The sequence below is a fragment of the Roseobacter sp. N2S genome (assembly GCF_031454055.1).
In the GTDB taxonomy this organism is placed as follows: Bacteria; Pseudomonadota; Alphaproteobacteria; order Rhodobacterales; family Rhodobacteraceae; genus Amylibacter.
Genome location: NZ_JAVDQB010000001.1, coordinates 898,322 through 916,125, shown reverse-complemented (window position 1 = coordinate 916,125; position 17,804 = coordinate 898,322). Strand labels below are relative to the sequence as shown.

The 17,804-nt window shown below is 54.3% G+C and carries 18 protein-coding genes; 10 read left to right on the top strand and 8 right to left on the bottom strand.

Annotation, left to right across the window (positions count from 1 at the left end):
- Nucleotides 1–54: 54 nt before the first annotated feature.
- Nucleotides 55–678, top strand: coding sequence for a thiamine phosphate synthase (locus GGE09_RS04485; RefSeq protein ID WP_309744266.1), 624 nt, complete (start codon nt 55–57; stop codon nt 676–678).
- On the opposite strand, the gene GGE09_RS04480 is transcribed toward GGE09_RS04485, so the two are convergent.
- From GGE09_RS04480 to GGE09_RS04470, 3 genes are all read right to left on the bottom strand, one after another.
- Nucleotides 661–1,464, bottom strand: a complete 804-nt coding sequence (locus GGE09_RS04480; protein WP_309744264.1) for a lysophospholipid acyltransferase family protein — start codon at nt 1,462–1,464, stop codon at nt 661–663. The genes GGE09_RS04485 and GGE09_RS04480 overlap by 18 nt on opposite strands.
- The gene (locus GGE09_RS04475) at nt 1,461–2,237 is read right to left on the bottom strand and encodes a GNAT family N-acyltransferase (protein ID WP_309744262.1); all 777 of its coding nucleotides are present in this window, start codon (nt 2,235–2,237) and stop codon (nt 1,461–1,463) included. The genes GGE09_RS04480 and GGE09_RS04475 overlap by 4 nt, the downstream gene beginning before the upstream one ends.
- A 128-nt stretch (nt 2,238–2,365) precedes the next feature.
- Nucleotides 2,366–2,530, bottom strand: coding sequence for a DUF3553 domain-containing protein (locus GGE09_RS04470; RefSeq protein ID WP_309744260.1), 165 nt, complete (start codon nt 2,528–2,530; stop codon nt 2,366–2,368).
- A 33-nt stretch (nt 2,531–2,563) separates the two neighbouring features.
- On the opposite strand from GGE09_RS04470, the gene GGE09_RS04465 reads away from it, so the two are divergent.
- Complete coding sequence (locus GGE09_RS04465; protein WP_309744258.1) at nt 2,564–3,166, top strand: histidine phosphotransferase family protein; 603 nt, start codon at nt 2,564–2,566, stop codon at nt 3,164–3,166.
- On the opposite strand, the gene GGE09_RS04460 is transcribed toward GGE09_RS04465, so the two are convergent.
- From GGE09_RS04460 to GGE09_RS04450, 3 genes are read right to left on the bottom strand one after another with little or no spacing between them, the layout of a single operon-like run.
- A complete protein-coding gene (locus GGE09_RS04460; protein WP_309744255.1) occupies nt 3,163–3,696 on the bottom strand; it encodes a gamma carbonic anhydrase family protein in 534 nt (177 codons plus the stop codon). The genes GGE09_RS04465 and GGE09_RS04460 overlap by 4 nt on opposite strands.
- A complete protein-coding gene (gmk, locus tag GGE09_RS04455) occupies nt 3,693–4,340 on the bottom strand; it encodes a guanylate kinase (RefSeq protein WP_309744253.1) in 648 nt (215 codons plus the stop codon). Before gmk ends, GGE09_RS04460 begins: the two co-directional genes overlap by 4 nt.
- A 2-nt stretch (nt 4,341–4,342) precedes the next feature.
- Complete coding sequence (locus GGE09_RS04450; RefSeq protein WP_309744251.1) at nt 4,343–5,215, bottom strand: YicC/YloC family endoribonuclease; 873 nt, start codon at nt 5,213–5,215, stop codon at nt 4,343–4,345.
- A 212-nt stretch (nt 5,216–5,427) separates the two neighbouring features.
- Here GGE09_RS04450 and GGE09_RS04445 point away from each other — a divergent pair, with 212 nt between their 5' ends.
- Nucleotides 5,428–6,084 carry a PAS domain-containing protein gene (locus GGE09_RS04445; RefSeq protein WP_309744249.1) on the top strand — a complete coding sequence of 219 codons (657 nt, stop codon included), beginning with the start codon at nt 5,428–5,430 and terminating at the stop codon, nt 6,082–6,084.
- Between the two features lie 75 nt (nt 6,085–6,159).
- Here GGE09_RS04445 and GGE09_RS04440 read toward each other — a convergent pair whose 3' ends face one another.
- Nucleotides 6,160–7,530 carry a class II 3-deoxy-7-phosphoheptulonate synthase gene (locus tag GGE09_RS04440; RefSeq protein WP_309744248.1) on the bottom strand — a complete coding sequence of 457 codons (1,371 nt, stop codon included), beginning with the start codon at nt 7,528–7,530 and terminating at the stop codon, nt 6,160–6,162.
- Between the two features lie 221 nt (nt 7,531–7,751).
- Here GGE09_RS04440 and GGE09_RS04435 point away from each other — a divergent pair, with 221 nt between their 5' ends.
- Entirely contained in the window at nt 7,752–8,759 is a 1,008-nt protein-coding gene (locus GGE09_RS04435; RefSeq protein WP_309744246.1) for a GlxA family transcriptional regulator, read from the top strand.
- On the opposite strand, the gene GGE09_RS04430 is transcribed toward GGE09_RS04435, so the two are convergent.
- Nucleotides 8,749–9,849: a PQQ-dependent sugar dehydrogenase gene (locus GGE09_RS04430; protein WP_309744244.1), complete on the bottom strand. Its 1,101-nt coding sequence runs from the start codon at nt 9,847–9,849 to the stop codon at nt 8,749–8,751. The two genes, GGE09_RS04435 and GGE09_RS04430, sit on opposite strands and share 11 nt — an antisense overlap.
- Before the next feature lie 156 nt (nt 9,850–10,005).
- Here GGE09_RS04430 and GGE09_RS04425 point away from each other — a divergent pair, with 156 nt between their 5' ends.
- The 6 genes from GGE09_RS04425 (at nt 10,006) to GGE09_RS04400 (ending at nt 17,796) form a co-directional block, all read left to right on the top strand.
- Nucleotides 10,006–11,193, top strand: a complete 1,188-nt coding sequence (locus tag GGE09_RS04425) for an ABC transporter substrate-binding protein (protein ID WP_309744242.1) — start codon at nt 10,006–10,008, stop codon at nt 11,191–11,193.
- 71 nt (nt 11,194–11,264) lie between these two features.
- Nucleotides 11,265–12,047 carry an ABC transporter ATP-binding protein gene (locus GGE09_RS04420; protein ID WP_309744241.1) on the top strand — a complete coding sequence of 261 codons (783 nt, stop codon included), beginning with the start codon at nt 11,265–11,267 and terminating at the stop codon, nt 12,045–12,047.
- Nucleotides 12,044–12,751 (top strand): ABC transporter ATP-binding protein, encoded by a 708-nt coding sequence (locus tag GGE09_RS04415; protein WP_309744239.1) that lies wholly within the window; start codon nt 12,044–12,046, stop codon nt 12,749–12,751. The genes GGE09_RS04420 and GGE09_RS04415 overlap by 4 nt, the downstream gene beginning before the upstream one ends.
- A 97-nt stretch (nt 12,752–12,848) precedes the next feature.
- Nucleotides 12,849–13,859, top strand: a complete 1,011-nt coding sequence (locus GGE09_RS04410) for a branched-chain amino acid ABC transporter permease (RefSeq protein WP_309744237.1) — start codon at nt 12,849–12,851, stop codon at nt 13,857–13,859.
- A 116-nt stretch (nt 13,860–13,975) separates the two neighbouring features.
- Nucleotides 13,976–15,241: a branched-chain amino acid ABC transporter permease gene (locus GGE09_RS04405; RefSeq protein ID WP_405048534.1), complete on the top strand. Its 1,266-nt coding sequence runs from the start codon at nt 13,976–13,978 to the stop codon at nt 15,239–15,241.
- Nucleotides 15,242–15,372: 131 nt separating this feature from the next.
- Nucleotides 15,373–17,796: an FAD-dependent oxidoreductase gene (locus GGE09_RS04400; protein ID WP_309744235.1), complete on the top strand. Its 2,424-nt coding sequence runs from the start codon at nt 15,373–15,375 to the stop codon at nt 17,794–17,796.
- Nucleotides 17,797–17,804: the final 8 nt, after the last annotated feature.

Below are 17,804 nucleotides of genomic sequence, written 5' to 3'. Positions count from 1 at the left end.
GACGGCATCTGTGCCAGAGGTTAGACACTCTGAATCTTGTCAAAGGGGGCAATCATGGCCGATCAAGAAACTCCGCAAATTTATCTGATCACGCCGCCTCAGTTTGAGCTTTCCGCGTTTTCAACCGAACTTAGCCAAATGCTGGATAATTTCGCTATCGCTTGCGTGCGCCTGCGCTGTGCTTCTGAAGCTGCCGAGGATATCGGCCGCGCCGCTGACAACCTGCGCGAAGTCTGCCATGCCCGCGATGTGCCGCTGGTCGTAGAAAACCACGGCAAAATCGCCGCATTGCACGGGTTGGACGGAGTTCATTTGACAGACGGCGCACGGCAAATTCGCTACATGCGTGAATTGTTGGGTGCAGATGCCATCATCGGTGCTTTCTGCGAAGACTCCCGCCATACAGGCATGGCCGCAGGCGAAGCTGGCGCGGATTACGTTTCCTTTGGCCCGCTTGCCGAAAACCCGCTGTCCACGACGCAACCTGCCGAATTTGACACCTTCCAGTGGTGGTCCGAAGTGATTGAGGTGCCTGTGGTGGCAGAGGGGGCTATCTCGTTGGAGTTGGCAGAACAATTTTCCCCTGCCACCGACTTCTTCGCTTTTGGGCCAGAACTTTGGGGGGCGGAAAATGGCCCAGCCGCCGCGTTGAAAGCCTATCTAGAGCGTATCCAGTAAGCCACTGCGCACGGCCTGTTCGCAACGCCGCGCCATGTCTTTACGGCTCGCCACATCGGTTGCCTTGATCGGGGGGTGAAACACCACCTCAATCCGGCCTTGAACCGGTTGCGCCAGAACCCGAAACAGGTCTGGCGCGAAATCGGTATCCCCCCACCACCCATAAAACCGCGGATCGGCGCCAGCGGGTGCCACATAGTTTAGCGTCACCGGCTGTACCCAAACGGACTCGCGCACTTCGGGTTCAAGGAATGCTGCAAACAAAGTAGAGCGGAACGGCAAAACCCGCTGCCCGTCAGTGCTGGTGCCTTCGGGAAAAAACAGCAAGCGCTGCCCTTTCGCGATGTAGCCTAAAACCACGTTGCGATGTTTCACGGCAAGGCTGGCGCGGCGTTCAATGAACACGGTCCCGACAGAGCGCGCAATCAGACCGATCAAAGGCCAGGCCTGCACCTCGGCCTTAGCGACGAACAGAACCCGCTGCACGGCGTTAAGAGAGAAAATATCCAGCCAAGAACAATGGTTTGCCACCACAGCACCAGGGTAAGACATTGGCGACCCAGAACAGGTGATCGGCAATGACATCACCCGTAGGACGGCGCGGCAGGCCAGTCGCACAACCCATTGCGCCGCGGCCTTGAACCCTGTCAGCCGCAGTAGAACCATCGGCCCCATCAGCCCGAAAATGATCGCCGCCATTGCCAGAACGCGCATGACACAGCGGGTCCAACCGGCAAATCCGAAAGGCGCGCCAGCGATGCGGGTGCCATCATCCCAGGGGATCATGCAGCCAGACCCTGAGCCAGTTGCGCCCGCTGTTTTTGCGGAATATTGGCCTGATCCAGAACCAGACACACATCTATCGTATTAAAATCCCAATCAATAAATGCGCCCTCACCGACCCAGCCACCCAATCGAATGTAACTTTTTATCAGCGCGGGAATTTGGCGCACCGCGACGGTACGATCAATGTCCTCACAGGGTTTCAGTGCCATCGGAACGCTTCCGCCAGCTCGTGCTTGGACGCGCAGATCCTTGGGGGCCAGATGATTGTGATGCAAAAAGGACAAGCCGTCCGCATAGATTTTCGGATCGGTTCCGTTAAAGGACGCAACGCCGAACAACAGCTGTATCTTGTTGCGCAGAACATAATCAGCCACACCCTGCCAAAGAAGATGCAGCGCAATTCCATTGCGATAGGCGGCATCAACACAGCTGCGGCCAAGCTCTACCGCGGGGCGGCCGGAGCGGGTGATCGCGCCCAGATCATATTCGCCCGCACCGTAGAAACCGGGCCCTGTTTGGGCTGTTTCACTGCGCATCAAGCGATATGCGCCGATCACATTGTTTGCGTCATCGCAAATGCGGGTATCTTTCAGGATCAAGTGGTCGAAATACGGGTCAAAAGCATCAATTTCACGATGGTCCGCAGCCCCGCCATAAGCGGGCCGCGCCCCCAATTCCTGCACAAACACCCGATACCGCAGCCGCTGGGCCGCCGCCAACTCTGCCTCGGATTCAGCGAGTTTTAGAGTGAAATGACTTTTATTCAGGATCATCAGAGAGTCTCGCCTGCCAGTTAAGAGAATATTAATCCAATAAGCGGAAAAATGGAAATATCCGGCCCATCTGGATTTAACCTTGAAAACTCAACTGAAAGTAGCATACTCAAAGGACAACACGCCAGCTACACCAATTCCAAGACCACTTGGTCTCCATTAATAACTATTTTTCCGACCTCTTCAAAATTAACGGTAATTTTTCCGCGCACAACTGATTGAACCTGCCCCACACCCCATTCGGGGTGTGCAGGGTTGCGAACCAACTGACCGGGTGTCAGAAATTCAATCATAAGGTGCCTTTTGTTCGACTGCAGGTGACGCTTATGTATGATAATTCGCCCGATATTACAGCCCTTATCAGCGCTAGAATTTGCCATGATCTGGCCAGCCCGCTGGGCGCCATCGCAAATGGGGTGGAATTGTTAGAGCTGTCGGGAATGGCGGATACCCCCGAATCGATCTTGCTGGCGGATAGTGTCACTGCCGCCACGGCCCGAATGGCGTTTATCCGTATGGCCTATGGTTCGGCGCAGATGACAACAATGGTTGGCGCATCCAAAGCGCAAAAGATACTTGCGGGGAATTTTTCAGAAAAGAAAATCATGGTCCAATGGCGGGTGTCGCAAGAAACACCAAAACCAATGATCAAGCTGTTGTTTTTACTGGTGCAATCCGTGGAAACCGCCCTCCCCTACGGCGGAGAGGTGGATATTACCGAAAGAAACGGAAAATACGATATTCACACGAATGCAAAGGCAGTGCGCCATGACCCAACGCTTTGGGCCTGCCTGTCAAACGATGCCATGCCAGTTGATATGACCTCTGCACAGGTGCATTTCGAACTGGCCCGCCAACAAGCCACGCGCCTAAAGCGTAAGATTGAAGTGCGCGCCAGCGAAACAACGCTCGACATAAGTGTGGTTTAGCCCACTTCGATCGCAACAAGACCTTTGCGGAAACGGCGCATATTCATCTGATACCCTTCGGCAGACTTTTGCAAACCCAGTTTCGCGGCATCATCCAGTTCGCGAACGACCTTCCCCGGTGCGCCCATGACAAGAGAGCCGTCTGGAATGACTTTTCCCTCTGTAATTAACGCATTGGCACCAATCAAACAGTTGTCGCCAATAACCGCCCCGTTCAGCACAGTCGCCCCCATACCAATCAGCGAATTATTCCCGATGGTACAACCGTGCAGCATGGCCTTATGGCCAATGGTACAGTTTTTTCCGATTGTTAAGGGAAACCCGATATCCGTATGCAGGACCGAGTTTTCTTGAATATTAGAACCCTCACCCACTAGAATCAGTTCGTTGTCACCACGTAAAACGGCCCCGAACCACACCGACGCCCCGCTTTCCAGCCGCACGCGGCCCATTAGTTGCGCGTTTGGCGCAATCCAATAGTCCCCGTCTGCCGCCAGTTCCGGTGTCACACCATCGAGTGCATAAATCATAACATTGCCTCACATTCAGAATTCAATTTGCGAACCCGTTCTACCAAGCCAGGCTGGCGATCACGCCGCAAACGTTCTGCGGTGACGATAGCACGCAGTTGGGATTCGCAGGTCTCTAAATCCGCGTTCACCAAAACATAATCGTATTCCGGCCAATGGCTGATTTCATCGCGGGCTTTGGCCATACGGTTCGCCACAACTTCGGCGCTGTCCTGACCGCGGGCGTTCAAACGTGCCTCTAACTCTTTGATTGAAGGTGGTAACAAAAAGATCGACACCACATTATCCCGCAGGCTTGACGCGCGGATTTGTTGACCGCCTTGCCAATCCACATCGAACAACACGTCTTGGCCCTGCTCAACCGCAGCCGCCACAGGGGCCAAAGGCGAACCGTAGTGATTGCCAAAAACCTCGGCGTGTTCCAGCATTTCGCCGTTGGCGACCAATTCCAAAAACGACTCTTTGGTTTTGAAATAATAATCTTTGCCCTCAACCTCTTTGGGCCGCATCGGGCGGGTAGTGGCAGAAACCGAAAAATCAATCGCGTTGTCTTTGGCCAAAAGCCGTTTTGCCAAAGTGGATTTACCTGCGCCGGACGGGGATGAAATGATGATCAAAAGACCGGATCGTATCTGTTCAGACATGGTTACTCCACATTTTGTACTTGTTCGCGCATCTGGTCGATAACCGCTTTCAGGTCAAGCCCGATCCCGGTCAGCGCCGTATAATTTGCCTTTGAACACAATGTATTGGCTTCGCGGTTAAATTCTTGTGTCAAAAAATCAAATTTCCGCCCGATGGGACCATCGGTTGCCAGCAAGGCGCGTGCGGCCGCCACATGGGCCGTCAGGCGATCCAGCTCTTCAGCCACATCTGCCTTGACTGAAATTATGGCCAATTCCTGTGCCAGGCGATCTTCATCAACAGCGTCAGTCGCATCCAGAATCCGCGCGACATTCACCTTCATAGCCTGTGCCACGTGATCTCGACGCGCATCCAGAACGTCTGATGCTGCAGTGCAAAGCTGGTCGATTTCTTTAATTTGTTGCCCCAATATTTGCGCCAGAGCCGCCCCCTCTTCCGCCCGCGCTTGGGTAAAGGCGGTGATCGCTGCGCTTAGGTCTTTTTTAACTGGATCCATCAATGCGGTCAGCGGATCCTGATCGCTGTCCGACACGGTGAAAACCCCAGGCAATGCCAAAACTGCCGCGATATCTAGGGGGGCGGTTTCCAGCTCAGTGGTCTGCGTAGCGGTTTTTGCAGCAGCAAGTGCTCGCTCTAGAACCTCGGCATTTAATTGAACATTTCGCGCGGTTGCATTTCGCTTTATGCGCAACCCGACTGTGATCGTGCCCCGTTTACACAATTCCCCAATGTTTTTACGTGCCACTGCTTCGAGCGGGTCAAACCCTTCGGCCAGTCGCATGCGTAAATCGAGCCCACGACCGTTCACGCTGCGGATTTCCCAGGCCCAAGACACTGTACCGTTGCTGCCATTTACCGACGCAAAGGCCGTCATTGAGTTAACCATTTAAGAAAATTAGCCTCACTTTTAAATCGAATATATGCCAGATAGTCGGCATGGGGTCTGTTTGAAAATGATTAGCAAAATACACTGCGGTTCTCAACAAATGCGTGCAAACTTTGATAGGGTGATTTATGCGGTACCAAGTAATAGATCGTAATACCGTTAGCGATCGAGTAACTCCCCTGTTTCGGAGAGACGGCATTATGCAAGATCCGATCATCCTTGATCTGCTCAGTTATTGGGAAAACCTGCGGGCTGGCCGCATTGCCCCGATGCGATCAGAGTTGGATCCACGCCAGATTACCGGTGCACTGGATCATACTTTCGTGCTGGAATACAATGGTCCGCTGGATGTACGGTTCCGGTTGGCGGGTATGGCCCTATGCGAAATGATGGGCATGGAGTTGCGCGGTATGCCCGCACGCGCATTGATCGACATCGGCCACCGCGATGAGCTAAGCCGCGTTCTTGATGACATCGTTGCATCCCCCAAAATTGTTGAACTGGTGTTAAGAACATCATCAAAACAATCCCCACATTTAAATGCGCGTATGTTGTTGTTGCCTATGCAAAACGATGCCGGACAGTTCACCCGCATTTTAGGGTGTCTGGTTTCTAAAGAGCCAGCGCTTCAAACCCCGCAAAGATTTGAAATAGCTGATGTTAAAGCAACCCGCATCATAAGTACGATGGGCGCCCCTACGCCAGACAAGGCCCCAAAACTGGTTACAGGCTTTGCAGAAGACCGTGCAAAGTATAAAGGGCCAGCAAAAATGACGAAACCAAAGGCAGCCCATAAAACCACCACACCGCGATTGGTGGCAGGGAAAACATATCTGCGACTCGTTAAAGACGAGTAAACAAAACCACGTCGATAAAATAAAAAAAACGCGGCCACATTGAGCCGCGTTTATTATTTCTTAAGTCCTGTTGTGTCAGATGGCCTGACGTTGCGCCACGACCCGCTCTTCCAATTCTTCAGCAACCAGAAAGGCCAATTCCAACGCTTGGGACGCGTTCAAACGGGGGTCACATGCTGTGTGATACCTATCCGACAGGTCCTCGTCTGTAACCGCACGGACGCCGCCTGTGCATTCAGTTACATCCTTGCCGGTCATCTCGAAATGAACGCCACCCGGAACCGTGCCTTCGGCTTTGTGAATGCCAAAGAACTCACGAACTTCACGCAGAATGCTGTCAAAGGGACGTGTTTTATACCCTGTCGATGATTTGATTGTGTTGCCGTGCATTGGATCGCAGGACCAAACCACATTGGCGCCTTCATCCTGAACCGCTTTGATCAGACGTGGCAGGTGATCGCCCACCGCACCCGCACCGAAACGGGCAATTAGTGTTAAACGACCTGCCTCGTTTTCAGGGTTCAACTTGGCCATCAGAACCTTAAGGTCATCCGCTGTAGTCGTCGGACCACATTTCAGGCCAATCGGGTTTTGCACGCCGCGTGCAAATTCTACATGGGCGCCATCAGGCTGACGGGTGCGATCCCCGATCCAGATCATGTGACCGGATCCAGCAACTGGCAGCCCGGATGTGGAATCAATCCGGCACAATGCCTCTTCATATTCCAGCAACAAGGCTTCGTGGCTGGTATAAAAGTTAACTGTGTGCAACGCCGAAGTATTATCCGACGTAATCCCCGCAGCCGTCATAAAGTCGAGGCTGTCAGAAATCCGGTTTGCAAGCTGTGTATATTTCTCGGCCGCCCCTGCCGCATTGGCGAAGCCCAGGTTCCATTCGTGAACGCGGTGGATATCGGCGAAACCGCCCATAGAAAACGCGCGCAGCAAGTTTAACGAGGCCGCAGCCTGCGTATAAGCCTGCAACATACGATCTGGGTTCGGGATCCGGGATTCCGGAGAGAAATCAATGTCGTTGATAATGTCGCCCCGATAAGACGGCAGTTCTACGCCGTTCACCGTTTCCATACCAGCCGAGCGGGGCTTGGCGAATTGACCAGCCACACGGCCAACTTTGACGACAGGAACTTTGGCACCATAAGTCAGCACCACCGCCATTTGCAGCATCACTTTGTAAGTGTCGCGCAACATATCTGCGTTAAATTCCGCAAAGCTCTCGGCGCAATCGCCGCCTTGCAGCAAAAACGCTTCACCACGGGAAACAGCGGCCAGTTTTGCTTTAAGCGAACGGGCCTCGCCCGCAAAAACCAGCGGCGGATAGCTGGACAACCGCTGCTCAACTGCATTCAGCGCAGCCGCGTCGGTATAGTCCGGCATCTGAATCCGCTCTTTGGAACGCCAGTCAGATTTTTTCCAAGCCGAAGTCATCGGGTCTCTCCTTGGTGAGGGTTAGGAAAAACGGTCTTACAACAGCAAGCGCGCTTTGGCTAGAAGCGCATCGGTGGTAATCTGCGGTATACTGTCGTTTTCACGTGACGAAAAATCGTCAAAATCGGTCACGTTAATCGCTTGAAGCATAAATACAATTTATACAAGTTGACTGGACCGCAACGAACCCGAGTGATTCGGGCCTATTGAACGTAGTAGACATGCCAGCACCCAGACCCTCGGCCAGCGCAATCAAAACGCGAAAATACATTTTTTTGTTGTTGGACCAATTCTCGTTAGTGCCGTTTTCTACGGCCCTGGATACGTTGCGTATCGCCAACCGATTTGACAAAAAATTGCGCTATGACTGGACGATCGTGTCTACAGACGGCGCGCCAGTGGCCTGTTCCAACGGCACAAAAATTGTAGTGGATATGGGGCTGGAAGATATCACCCGCGAAGACACGGTGATGATCTGTGGCGGGTTGGAAATCGACCAGAACTCAACCAAGCGGGTGATGAACTGGTTGCGCCGCGAGGCCCGAAAAGGCGTTTCAATTGGCGGGTTGTGTACAGGCGCACATACAATGGCCAAGGCTGGTTTACTGGATGGTAAGAAATGCACGATACACTGGGAAAACTACGATAGTTTCACTGAGGAGTTTGAGGATGTTCAACTGTCCAAGTCCGTCTATGTGATTGATGGCAACCGGTTTACGTCAGCGGGGGGCACGTCTTCGCTGGATTTGATGCTGAAACTGATGGCCACGCGGGACGGTGAGGAAATCGCCAATTGGGTTGCGGATCAATGTTTGCACACCAACATCCGTACCGAGCGGGATGAACAGCGGCTGTCAATCCCGACCCGTATCGGCGTACGGCACCCAAAGTTGTCTACAGTGATCCAGATGATGGAAAGCAACATCGAAGAACCTGTCAGCCCCTCTGTGCTGGCACAGGATGTGGGCATGTCCACCCGCCAACTAGAACGGCTGTTCAGCCGCTATCTGAACCGCTCTCCCAAGCGGTACTATATGGAATTGCGGCTTCAAAAGGCGCGTAACCTTTTGATGCAGACTGAAATGTCGGTGATCAACGTGGCGCTGGCCTGTGGATTTGCTTCGCCTTCACATTTCTCCAAATGCTACCGCGCGCAATATGACACCACGCCCTACCGCGAGCGGGGATCCCAAGCCTCCCGCAATCCCGGGGCCAGCCTTAACGACTGATCCGGAACAGGCCACGCCGGTCTACGCTTAAAAACCAGATCGCCCCGTCAGGGGCCTCTCGCACATCACGCACCCGTCCCGTTTCACGTGATGACAATTGTTCTGCGCCAGACAGTGTTTCGCCCTTGCGATCCAGCCTTGCGATATGGTCGAATTTCAGCGATCCCACAAAGAAATCTCCCTTCCATTCGGGAAACATCTTGCCAGAATAAATCATCAGGCCAGAGGGAGCGATGGACGGGTCCCAATAAAATGCGGGCTGCTCCATCCCTTGCTTTGCGTTCCCCTCGCCGATTTTCTGCCCCGAATAATGTGCGCCGTAGGAAATAACAGGCCAGCCGTAATTGGCCCCCCGTTTGATCCGGTTCACTTCATCCCCGCCTTTTGCACCATGTTCCACCACCCAAAGCTGACCGCTGGCATCCAGCGCGGCCCCTTGTGGGTTGCGATGACCGTAGGACCAGATTTCCGGCAAAGCCCCATTGCTTCCGACGAATGGATTACCGTCAGGCACCTGACCGCTGCGGCTTACATGCACCACCGACCCGTTGTGCATAGATAAATCCTGCGCCAGCGGTCGGTTGCCCCGTTCACCCACAGTAACAAACAAAGAACCGTCGGGGGCTTCAACCACGCGTGAGCCAAAATGAACCCCGCCCGCGTTGCCCGCTTTCATTTCGAACAGCAGCCTAACATTATCCAACCGCGCCTGTTCCTGATCCAGCTTGGCAACCACAAGGGCGGTTCCAGCCCCCGCGCTTTGCGGTTTTGCAAAGGTTAAAAACACCTCAGAAGTTTGTACGAAATCCCGCGCCGCAACCACGTCCAGCAAACCGCCCTGTCCGCTGTCAAAGACCTTTGGCACGCCAGAAATCCGCTGCCTCCCGCCTTGCCCATCAAATAGCCACAACCGGCCTTTGCGTTCGGTAACCAGATAGCGCCCGTCCGGCAGAATCGCCACGGCCCAGGGTTCATCAAGCCCTTTGGCCAAATTCGTAACCTTCAACGCCCCCAAAGAACTGTTTATGGTTTGCGCGGTTGCCGACATGCCAAAAAAGCAAATCATTACAGCGATTAATAACTTTTGCATAGCTGTGCTCCGTTATAGGGTTTACCATACTACATGCAGCAGAAACCTGCCTAGGCAAGTGTTTCGATTTGATCCTAGGTCAATCACAGTGGCTCTTGCATTTGGCCCCATTCTCTCTACTGTTCGTGCCTATTATTCATGCAGGGAGACGAACACATGAAAAAACTACTGCTCGCATCCGCCGCGACCGTTGCGATGGCCGGCGCTGCCTTTTCCGAGGCCCACGGCGACGTGAAACTCGGCGTTATTCTTGGCTTTACGGGCCCAATTGAATCACTGACACCTGCGATGGCTGCCGGTGCGGAACAAGCCATGTCCGAAGTGACTGCCTCTGGCAAATTCATGGGCGGCAAAGCGCTGACCTCTGTGCGTGCTGACAGCACTTGTGTTGATTCGGCTGCTGCAAGTGCGGCTGCGGAACGTTTGATCACATCGGATCAGGTATCCGGCATCGTCGGCGCTGACTGTTCCGGCGTGACAACCGCGATCCTGACCAACGTGGCTGTGGCCAACGGCATGGTGATGATCTCCCCATCCGCAACCTCGCCTGCTTTGTCCGATGTCGAAGACAACGGCCTGTTTTTCCGCACATCCCCATCCGATGCCCGTCAGGGTGCTGTGATGACCGAAGTGATCATGGACCGCGGGATCAAATCTGTTGCTGTGACCTACACAAACAACGACTACGGCAAAGGTTTGGCTGATGCATTCCAATCGTCTTTTGAAGAAGCAGGCGGCACGGTCACAATTTCCACATCCCATGAAGACGGCAAAGCAGATTACTCTGCCGAGGTCGGTGCCCTTGCTGCGGCAGGCGGTGATGCATTGGTTGTTGTGGGCTACCTTGACCAAGGTGGTAAAGGCGTGATCGAGGCATCCTTGGATTCCGGCGCGTTTGACACATTTGTTCTGTCCGACGGCATGGTTGGCGACAGCCTGCCAGAAGCAATCGGTGACGATTTGAACGGTTCCTTCGGCCAAGCACCGGGCACGGACAGCGCGGGCGCAGGCATGTTGAACGACCAGATGGCTGATGTTGACGCGACAGCTCCTTATGTTGCTGAATCTTATGACGCGGCAGCTTTGATCGCTTTGGCCATGCAAGCGGCTGATTCAACCGATCCATCTGTTTACAAAGAGAAGATCTTGGATGTTGCCAACGCACCAGGTGAAAAAATCTTGCCAGGCGAACTGGGCAAAGCGCTTGAAATCATCGCAGCTGGTGGTGACGTGGACTATGTTGGCGCGTCCAACGTAGAACTGATTGGCCCAGGCGAAAGCGCTGGTAACTATCGTGAAATCGAAATCAAAGACGGAAAGCTGGCCACAGTCGGCTATCGCTAATCGCTTTTTGACACGACAAGGCAGCCCGCATATCATTTGCGGGCTGCTTTTTTTGAACTGGCACATACCCTATGATCAAAGTTGAAAATCTCGCAAAGCGTTTTGGCGGCTTTTATGCAGTCAACGACGCCTCGCTAGAAATCGCCAAAGGCTCTATCACCGGGCTGATTGGTCCGAATGGCGCGGGCAAAACCACCCTTTTTAATGTGATCGCAGGGGTCCACCAACCCAGCGCCGGTCGCGTGTTGCTGGACGGCGAGGATATCACAGGCCTGCCGCCCCACGCCTTGTTTGACCGCGGGTTGCTGCGCACATTCCAGATCGCCCATGAATTTTCCACCATGACGGTGCGCGAGAACCTGATGATGGTTCCCCCCGATCAGGCAGGCGAACGGCTGTGGGACGCGTGGTTCAAACCCCGTCTTGTGCGCAGCCAAGAAGCCGAAATTCGCAACAAAGCGGATGAGGTCATTGAATTTCTTGAAATTTCTCATGTGGCCGATGAACTGGCAGGCAATCTGTCTGGCGGTCAGAAAAAGCTGCTGGAACTGGGGCGTACCATGATGGTGGACGCCAAGATCGTGTTTCTGGACGAAGTGGGCGCAGGGGTGAACCGCACCCTGTTGAACACCATCGGCGATGCAATTTTGCGTTTGAACAAAGAACGTGGCTACACATTCTGCATGATCGAACACGACATGGATTTCATCGGTCGTCTATGTGATCCGGTAATCGTCATGGCCGAGGGCACGGTTCTGGCCGAAGGCACCATCGAGCAGATCAAAGCCAACGAACAGGTGATCGAGGCTTATCTCGGCACTGGACTAAAGAACAAAACGCCGGTGACAGTATGAGCTATCTTTCAGCCAAGAACATGACCGGTGGCTATGGCACGGGCGCAGATATTCTGCACGATTGCACAATCGAGGCCCTAGAGGGCGAAATCGCCGTGATTGTTGGCCCCAATGGCGCAGGTAAATCCACCGCTATGAAGGCGGTCTTTGGTATGTTGAACCTGCGCCAAGGCAGCATCATTCTGGACGGCGAGGATATCACTCATCTGACCCCACAAGACCGCGTTGCCAAAGGCATGGCCTTTGTACCGCAAACGTCAAATGTGTTTCCCTCCATGAGCGTGGAAGAAAACCTTGAAATGGGCGCATTTTTACGGCGCGACGACATTTCCCAAACCATGGAACAAGTGTTCGACCTGTTCCCGATCCTCAAAGACAAACGCCGCCAGAATGCAGGCGAATTGTCTGGCGGGCAACGCCAGCAAGTGGCCGTGGGCCGCGCGTTGATGACCCAGCCCAAACTGCTGATGCTGGATGAACCCACCGCAGGGGTATCGCCCATCGTGATGGATGAATTATTCGACCGGATAATCGAGGTCGCCCGCACGGGTATTTCCATCCTGATGGTGGAACAAAACGCCCGCCAAGCCCTGAACATCGCCGATAAAGGCTATGTTCTGGTGCAAGGGGCCAATCGGTTTACCGACACGGGCGAGGCGCTGATGAACGACCCTGAAGTGCGTAAAAGCTTTTTGGGGGGATGATGCAACCCTGTTCACCGCCGCGATCCTTCGCCCCGTCACTCCAACACCCGGACGTAGCCCCCTCTTCGGCCCCTGCCAGCCATCTGAAAGCTGACCTATGGAAATCTTGAACGCCTTTGTCCTTCTCTCAAACTTTGTGCTGATTCCGGCCATTGCCTATGGCTCGCAACTTGCGCTTGGCGCGCTTGGGGTCACGGTAATTTACGGCATTCTGCGGTTTTCCAATTTTGCCCACGGCGACACAATGGCCTTTGGCGCGATGGTGACGATCCTGTTTACATGGTGGTTCCAATCCATGGGCATCAGCATTGATCCCCTGCCCACCGCCCTGTTGGCCTTGCCGTTCGGCATTATTTTCTGCATCGGATTTGTGCTGGCCACCGACCGGATGGTCTATCGGTTCTACCGCAAACAAAAAGCAGCACCGGTGATCTATCTGATCGCATCCATGGGGGTGATGTTCATCACCAACGGGGTTGTGCGGTTCATCATCGGCCCCAACGACCAGCAGTTCGCCGATGGCGAGCGGTTCATCATTAAAGCGCGTACTTTCAAAGAGTTGACTGGCCTAGAAGAAGGCCTGTCCTTTAAAGTCAGCCAAGGCATCACCGTGGTCACAGCCATTCTGGTGGTGATCGCACTGTTCTGGTTCCTGAACCGCACCCGCACTGGCAAATCCATGCGCGCCTATTCTGACAACGAGGATCTGGCCCTGCTTTCCGGCATCAACCCCGACAAGGTTGTCATGGTTGCCTGGATCATTGCCGCCGCTTTGGCGACCATTGCGGGCACGCTTTACGGGTTGGATAAATCCTTCAAACCCTTCACCTATTTGCAGTTGCTGCTGCCCATCTTTGCAGCGGCGATTGTGGGCGGGCTCGGGTCGCCTTTGGGGGCAATTGCGGGGGGCTTTGTGATCGCGTTTTCCGAAATCATGGTCACTTACGCCTATAAAAAATTCATCGCCTATCTGGTCCCTGAAAGCTGGGAGCCCGATACTTTGGTGCAACTTTTGTCCACGGATTATAAATTCGCGGTCAGTTTCTTGATCCTGTTGCTGGTGCTGCTGTTCCGCCCCACAGGTATTTTCGCGGGGAAATCGGTATGATCGTGTCTGTTCTGGGCTTGGCCTGCTTTGCCCTTTTGATCCTGTCGCTGGCACCGAAACTGGTGGGCTTGCAGCCTTTGCCGGATCACCTGAGAAACATCTCGTTCTTTGCGATCATGGCGTTTTTGATCATCATTGTCGGCACAATCCAAAGCTGGAATGTGGCACTGGCCCTTCTGAACCTATGCCTGATTTCGTCGATTATGGCACTTGGGGTGAATATCCAATGGGGCTATGCTGGCTTGTTGAATGTGGGCATCATGGGGTTTGCTGCCCTTGGCGGTGTGGCCGCGGTGCTGATTTCGGCTGATCCTGTGTCGGACGCTTGGGCCGCTGGCGCGCTTGGAATTTTTGTGTCGTTCATTCTGGCGGTGGTCACCGCCATGGCCGCGATTTACACCTATCGCACCATGCCTAAATCCAAAGCCCGCGCAGCCGCATTGCTGACGATTGTCGTTGTGGGCTGGGCCGCTATTCGCTGGTTCTATGGCCCCGCAACCGAGGCGATTGAGAACGTAAACCCTGCTTCGGAAGGCTATCTTGGCGGGCTGGGCCTGCCGATCATTCTGGCATGGCCCGTTGGCGGGGTTCTGGCGGGATTGGCCGCTTGGGTGATTGGTAAAATCGCCCTTGGTCTGCGATCCGACTATCTGGCCATCGCGACCCTTGGCATTGCCGAAATCATTGTCGCCATGATCAAACACGAAGACTGGATGACACGCGGTGTGAAAAACGTCTCTGGCCTGCCCCGTCCGGTGCCTTATGAAATCGACCTGCAACAGACCCAATGGTTTCTGGATCTTGCTGCACGCTGGGGTCAGGATCCGGCGCTGTTTTCATCCATTGCGGTGAAACTCTGCTATGCGGCGCTGTTCACGGTGGTCCTGCTGATCGTTCTGTGGCTGTCCGAACGGGCGCTGAACTCCCCTTGGGGCCGCATGATGCGGGCAATCCGCGACAATGAGGTTTCTGCCAACGCCATGGGCAAAGACATCGTCGCCCGCCACCTTCAGGTTTTTGTGCTCGGCTCTATTGTTGTGGGTATTGCAGGGGCGATGTTAACCACCCTTGACGGTCAGTTAACCCCGGGCGCCTATCAACCCCTGCGCTTTACCTTTTTGATCTGGGTGATGGTTATTCTGGGCGGGTCCGGCAATAACTGGGGCGCGGTTCTAGGCGGCTTTGTGGTTTGGTTTTTCTGGATTCAGGCGGAACCCATCGGGTTGTGGCTGATGGATACCGTCACCTCTGGCATGGCATCGGACAACCCTTTGCGCATCCACCTTTTGAACAGCGCGGCACACATGCGTTTGATGACTATGGGCCTGATCCTGCTGGTTGTTTTGCGGTTCAGTCCACGGGGCCTGATCCCCGAAAAATAGCCACGCCACTGCCAAATCCAGAGGGTCATTTTGATCCTCTGGGTTTCGCGACAAAACCTGTCGCAAACAAGTTTGCCAAAAACGACAATCCCGTTCAGCCTAGGCCAAATCATAAGCTCGGGAATCACACTATGAAAACCACCACGCGTGTATGTGTCATCGGCGGCGGCGTTGTCGGCTGCTCTGTTTTGTATCACCTGACCAAACTCGGCTGGTCCGACGTGATGCTGGTCGAACGCTCGGAATTGACTTCGGGGTCAACATGGCACGCAGCGGGCGGGTTTCACACGCTAAACGGCGATACAAATATGGCCGCCCTACAAGGTTATACCATCCGCCTGTATAAGGAATTGGAAGAGCTGACAGGCATGTCCTGCGGCCTGCACCATGTCGGCGGCGTGACGCTGGCCGACACCCAAGAACGTATGGATATGTTTCTGGCAGAACGGGCCAAGCATCGCTACATGGGGCTGGAAACCGAAATCGTCACCCCCGAAGAAATCGCCAAAATTGCCCCTGTCACCAATATTGAGGGTATCATTGGCGGGCTATATGATCCGTTAGACGGGCATCTTGATCCCTCGGGAACCACCCACGCCTATGCCAAGGCCGCGCGGATGGGCGGGGCGTCCATTGAAACCCACTGTATGGTCAAAGAAACCAACCAACGCCCTGATGGCACTTGGGATGTGGTGACGAACAAAGGCACGATCCACGCGGAACACATTGTAAACGCAGGCGGATTATGGGCCCGCGAGGTCGGCGCTATGGCTGGCGTGTACATGCCTCTGCATCCGATGGAACACCAATATCTTGTGACTGAAACCATCCCGATGATCGCCGAAATGATCGACAGCGGCATTGAACACCCCCATGTGATGGACCCTTCTGGCGAAAGCTACTTACGCCAAGAGGCCCGTGGCCTGTGCATCGGTTTTTACGAACAACCCTGCCGACCTTGGGCGGTTGACGGCACCAGTTGGGATTTCGGTCATGAACTGCTGCCCGATGATTTTGACAAAATCGAAGATTCCATCGCCTTTGCCTATAAACGATTCCCCGTACTTGAAACCGCTGGCGTGAAATCCGTGATCCACGGCCCGTTTACCTTTGCCCCTGACGGCAACCCGCTGGTCGGCCCGATCCCCGGCATGCGCAACTATTGGTCTGCTTGCGGCGTGATGGCAGGGTTTTCCCAAGGTGGCGGCGTCGGCCTAAGCCTAGCGCAATGGATGATCGAGGGCGAGGCGGAACGGGACGTATACGCCATGGATGTGGCCCGTTTCGGCAATTGGATCACCCCCGGCTACACCCGCCCAAAAGTCATCGAAAACTACCAAAAGCGCTTTTCGGTTTCCTACCCGAACGAGGAACTCCCCGCCTGCCGTCCGTTCCAAACAACCCCAGCCTATAACATCTGGGACGAGCAGAACGCCGTCTTTGGCGCACAATACGGGATCGAGGTTGCCAATTATTTCGCCCTCCCCGGCGAACCCCGCTTTGAAACCCCAAGCTTCCGACGCTCCAACGCATGGGACGCCACTGCCGCCGAAGTTAAGGCCGTGCGGACTGCCGTTGGTATCAACGAAATCCACAACTTCGGCAAATACACGGTCATAGGAACCGGCGCACGCCAATGGCTGGACCGCATCATGGCGGGCCGCATTCCCAAACAAGGCCGCATGTCCCTGACGCCAATGCTGTCGGAAAAAGGCAAACTTCTGGGTGATTTCACCGTTACCTGCCTGTCAGAAACCACATTCCAACTGACCGCCAGTTTCGGGATGCAGGCCATCCACATGCGCTGGTTCTTGCAGCATCTGGACGGCGATGTGCAGATCGAAAATGTCTCAACCAAACGTATCGGCTTTCAGATCGCAGGGCCAAATGCCCGCGAATTATTGTCCCGCTGCACCCGCGCCGATGTGTCTGGCGCGGCGTTTAAATTTATGGATGCAAAAACCCTTTCGGTGGGCATGTCAGACGCGCTGGTACAAAGGGTCAGCTACACAGGTGATTTGGGGTATGAAATCTACACTGACGCCGAAAACCAACGCGCCCTTTACACCACCCTGTCAGAGGCAGGCAAAGATCTTGGCCTGAAACCCTTTGGCATGCGGGCGATGATGTCCCTGCGGCTCGATCGGTTCTTTGGGTCATGGAACGCAGAATTCTCGCCTGATTACATGCCTGCGGAAACGGGGATGGATCGTTTTGTATCCTATACAAAACCGGTTGATTTCATCGGCAAGGCGGCTGCACTGGCTGAAAAAACCGCTGGGCCCGCCCGCAAACTCTGCGCTTTTGTGGTCGATGCGGATGACGCCGATGTAAACGCCTATGAACCGATCTGGATCAACGGCGCGGTGGTCGGTTTTTGTACCTCGGGGGGATATTCCCACCATGCGCAAAAATCCATCGCCCAAGGGTTTGTGCCAACCGACCTAATCACCGATGATCTGGAAGTGGAAATCGAAATCCTCGGCCAAATGCGCACCGCAAAACGGGTAACAGAACACCTGTTCGACCCAGAAATGAAACGGATGCGGGGTTAGTTTAACCC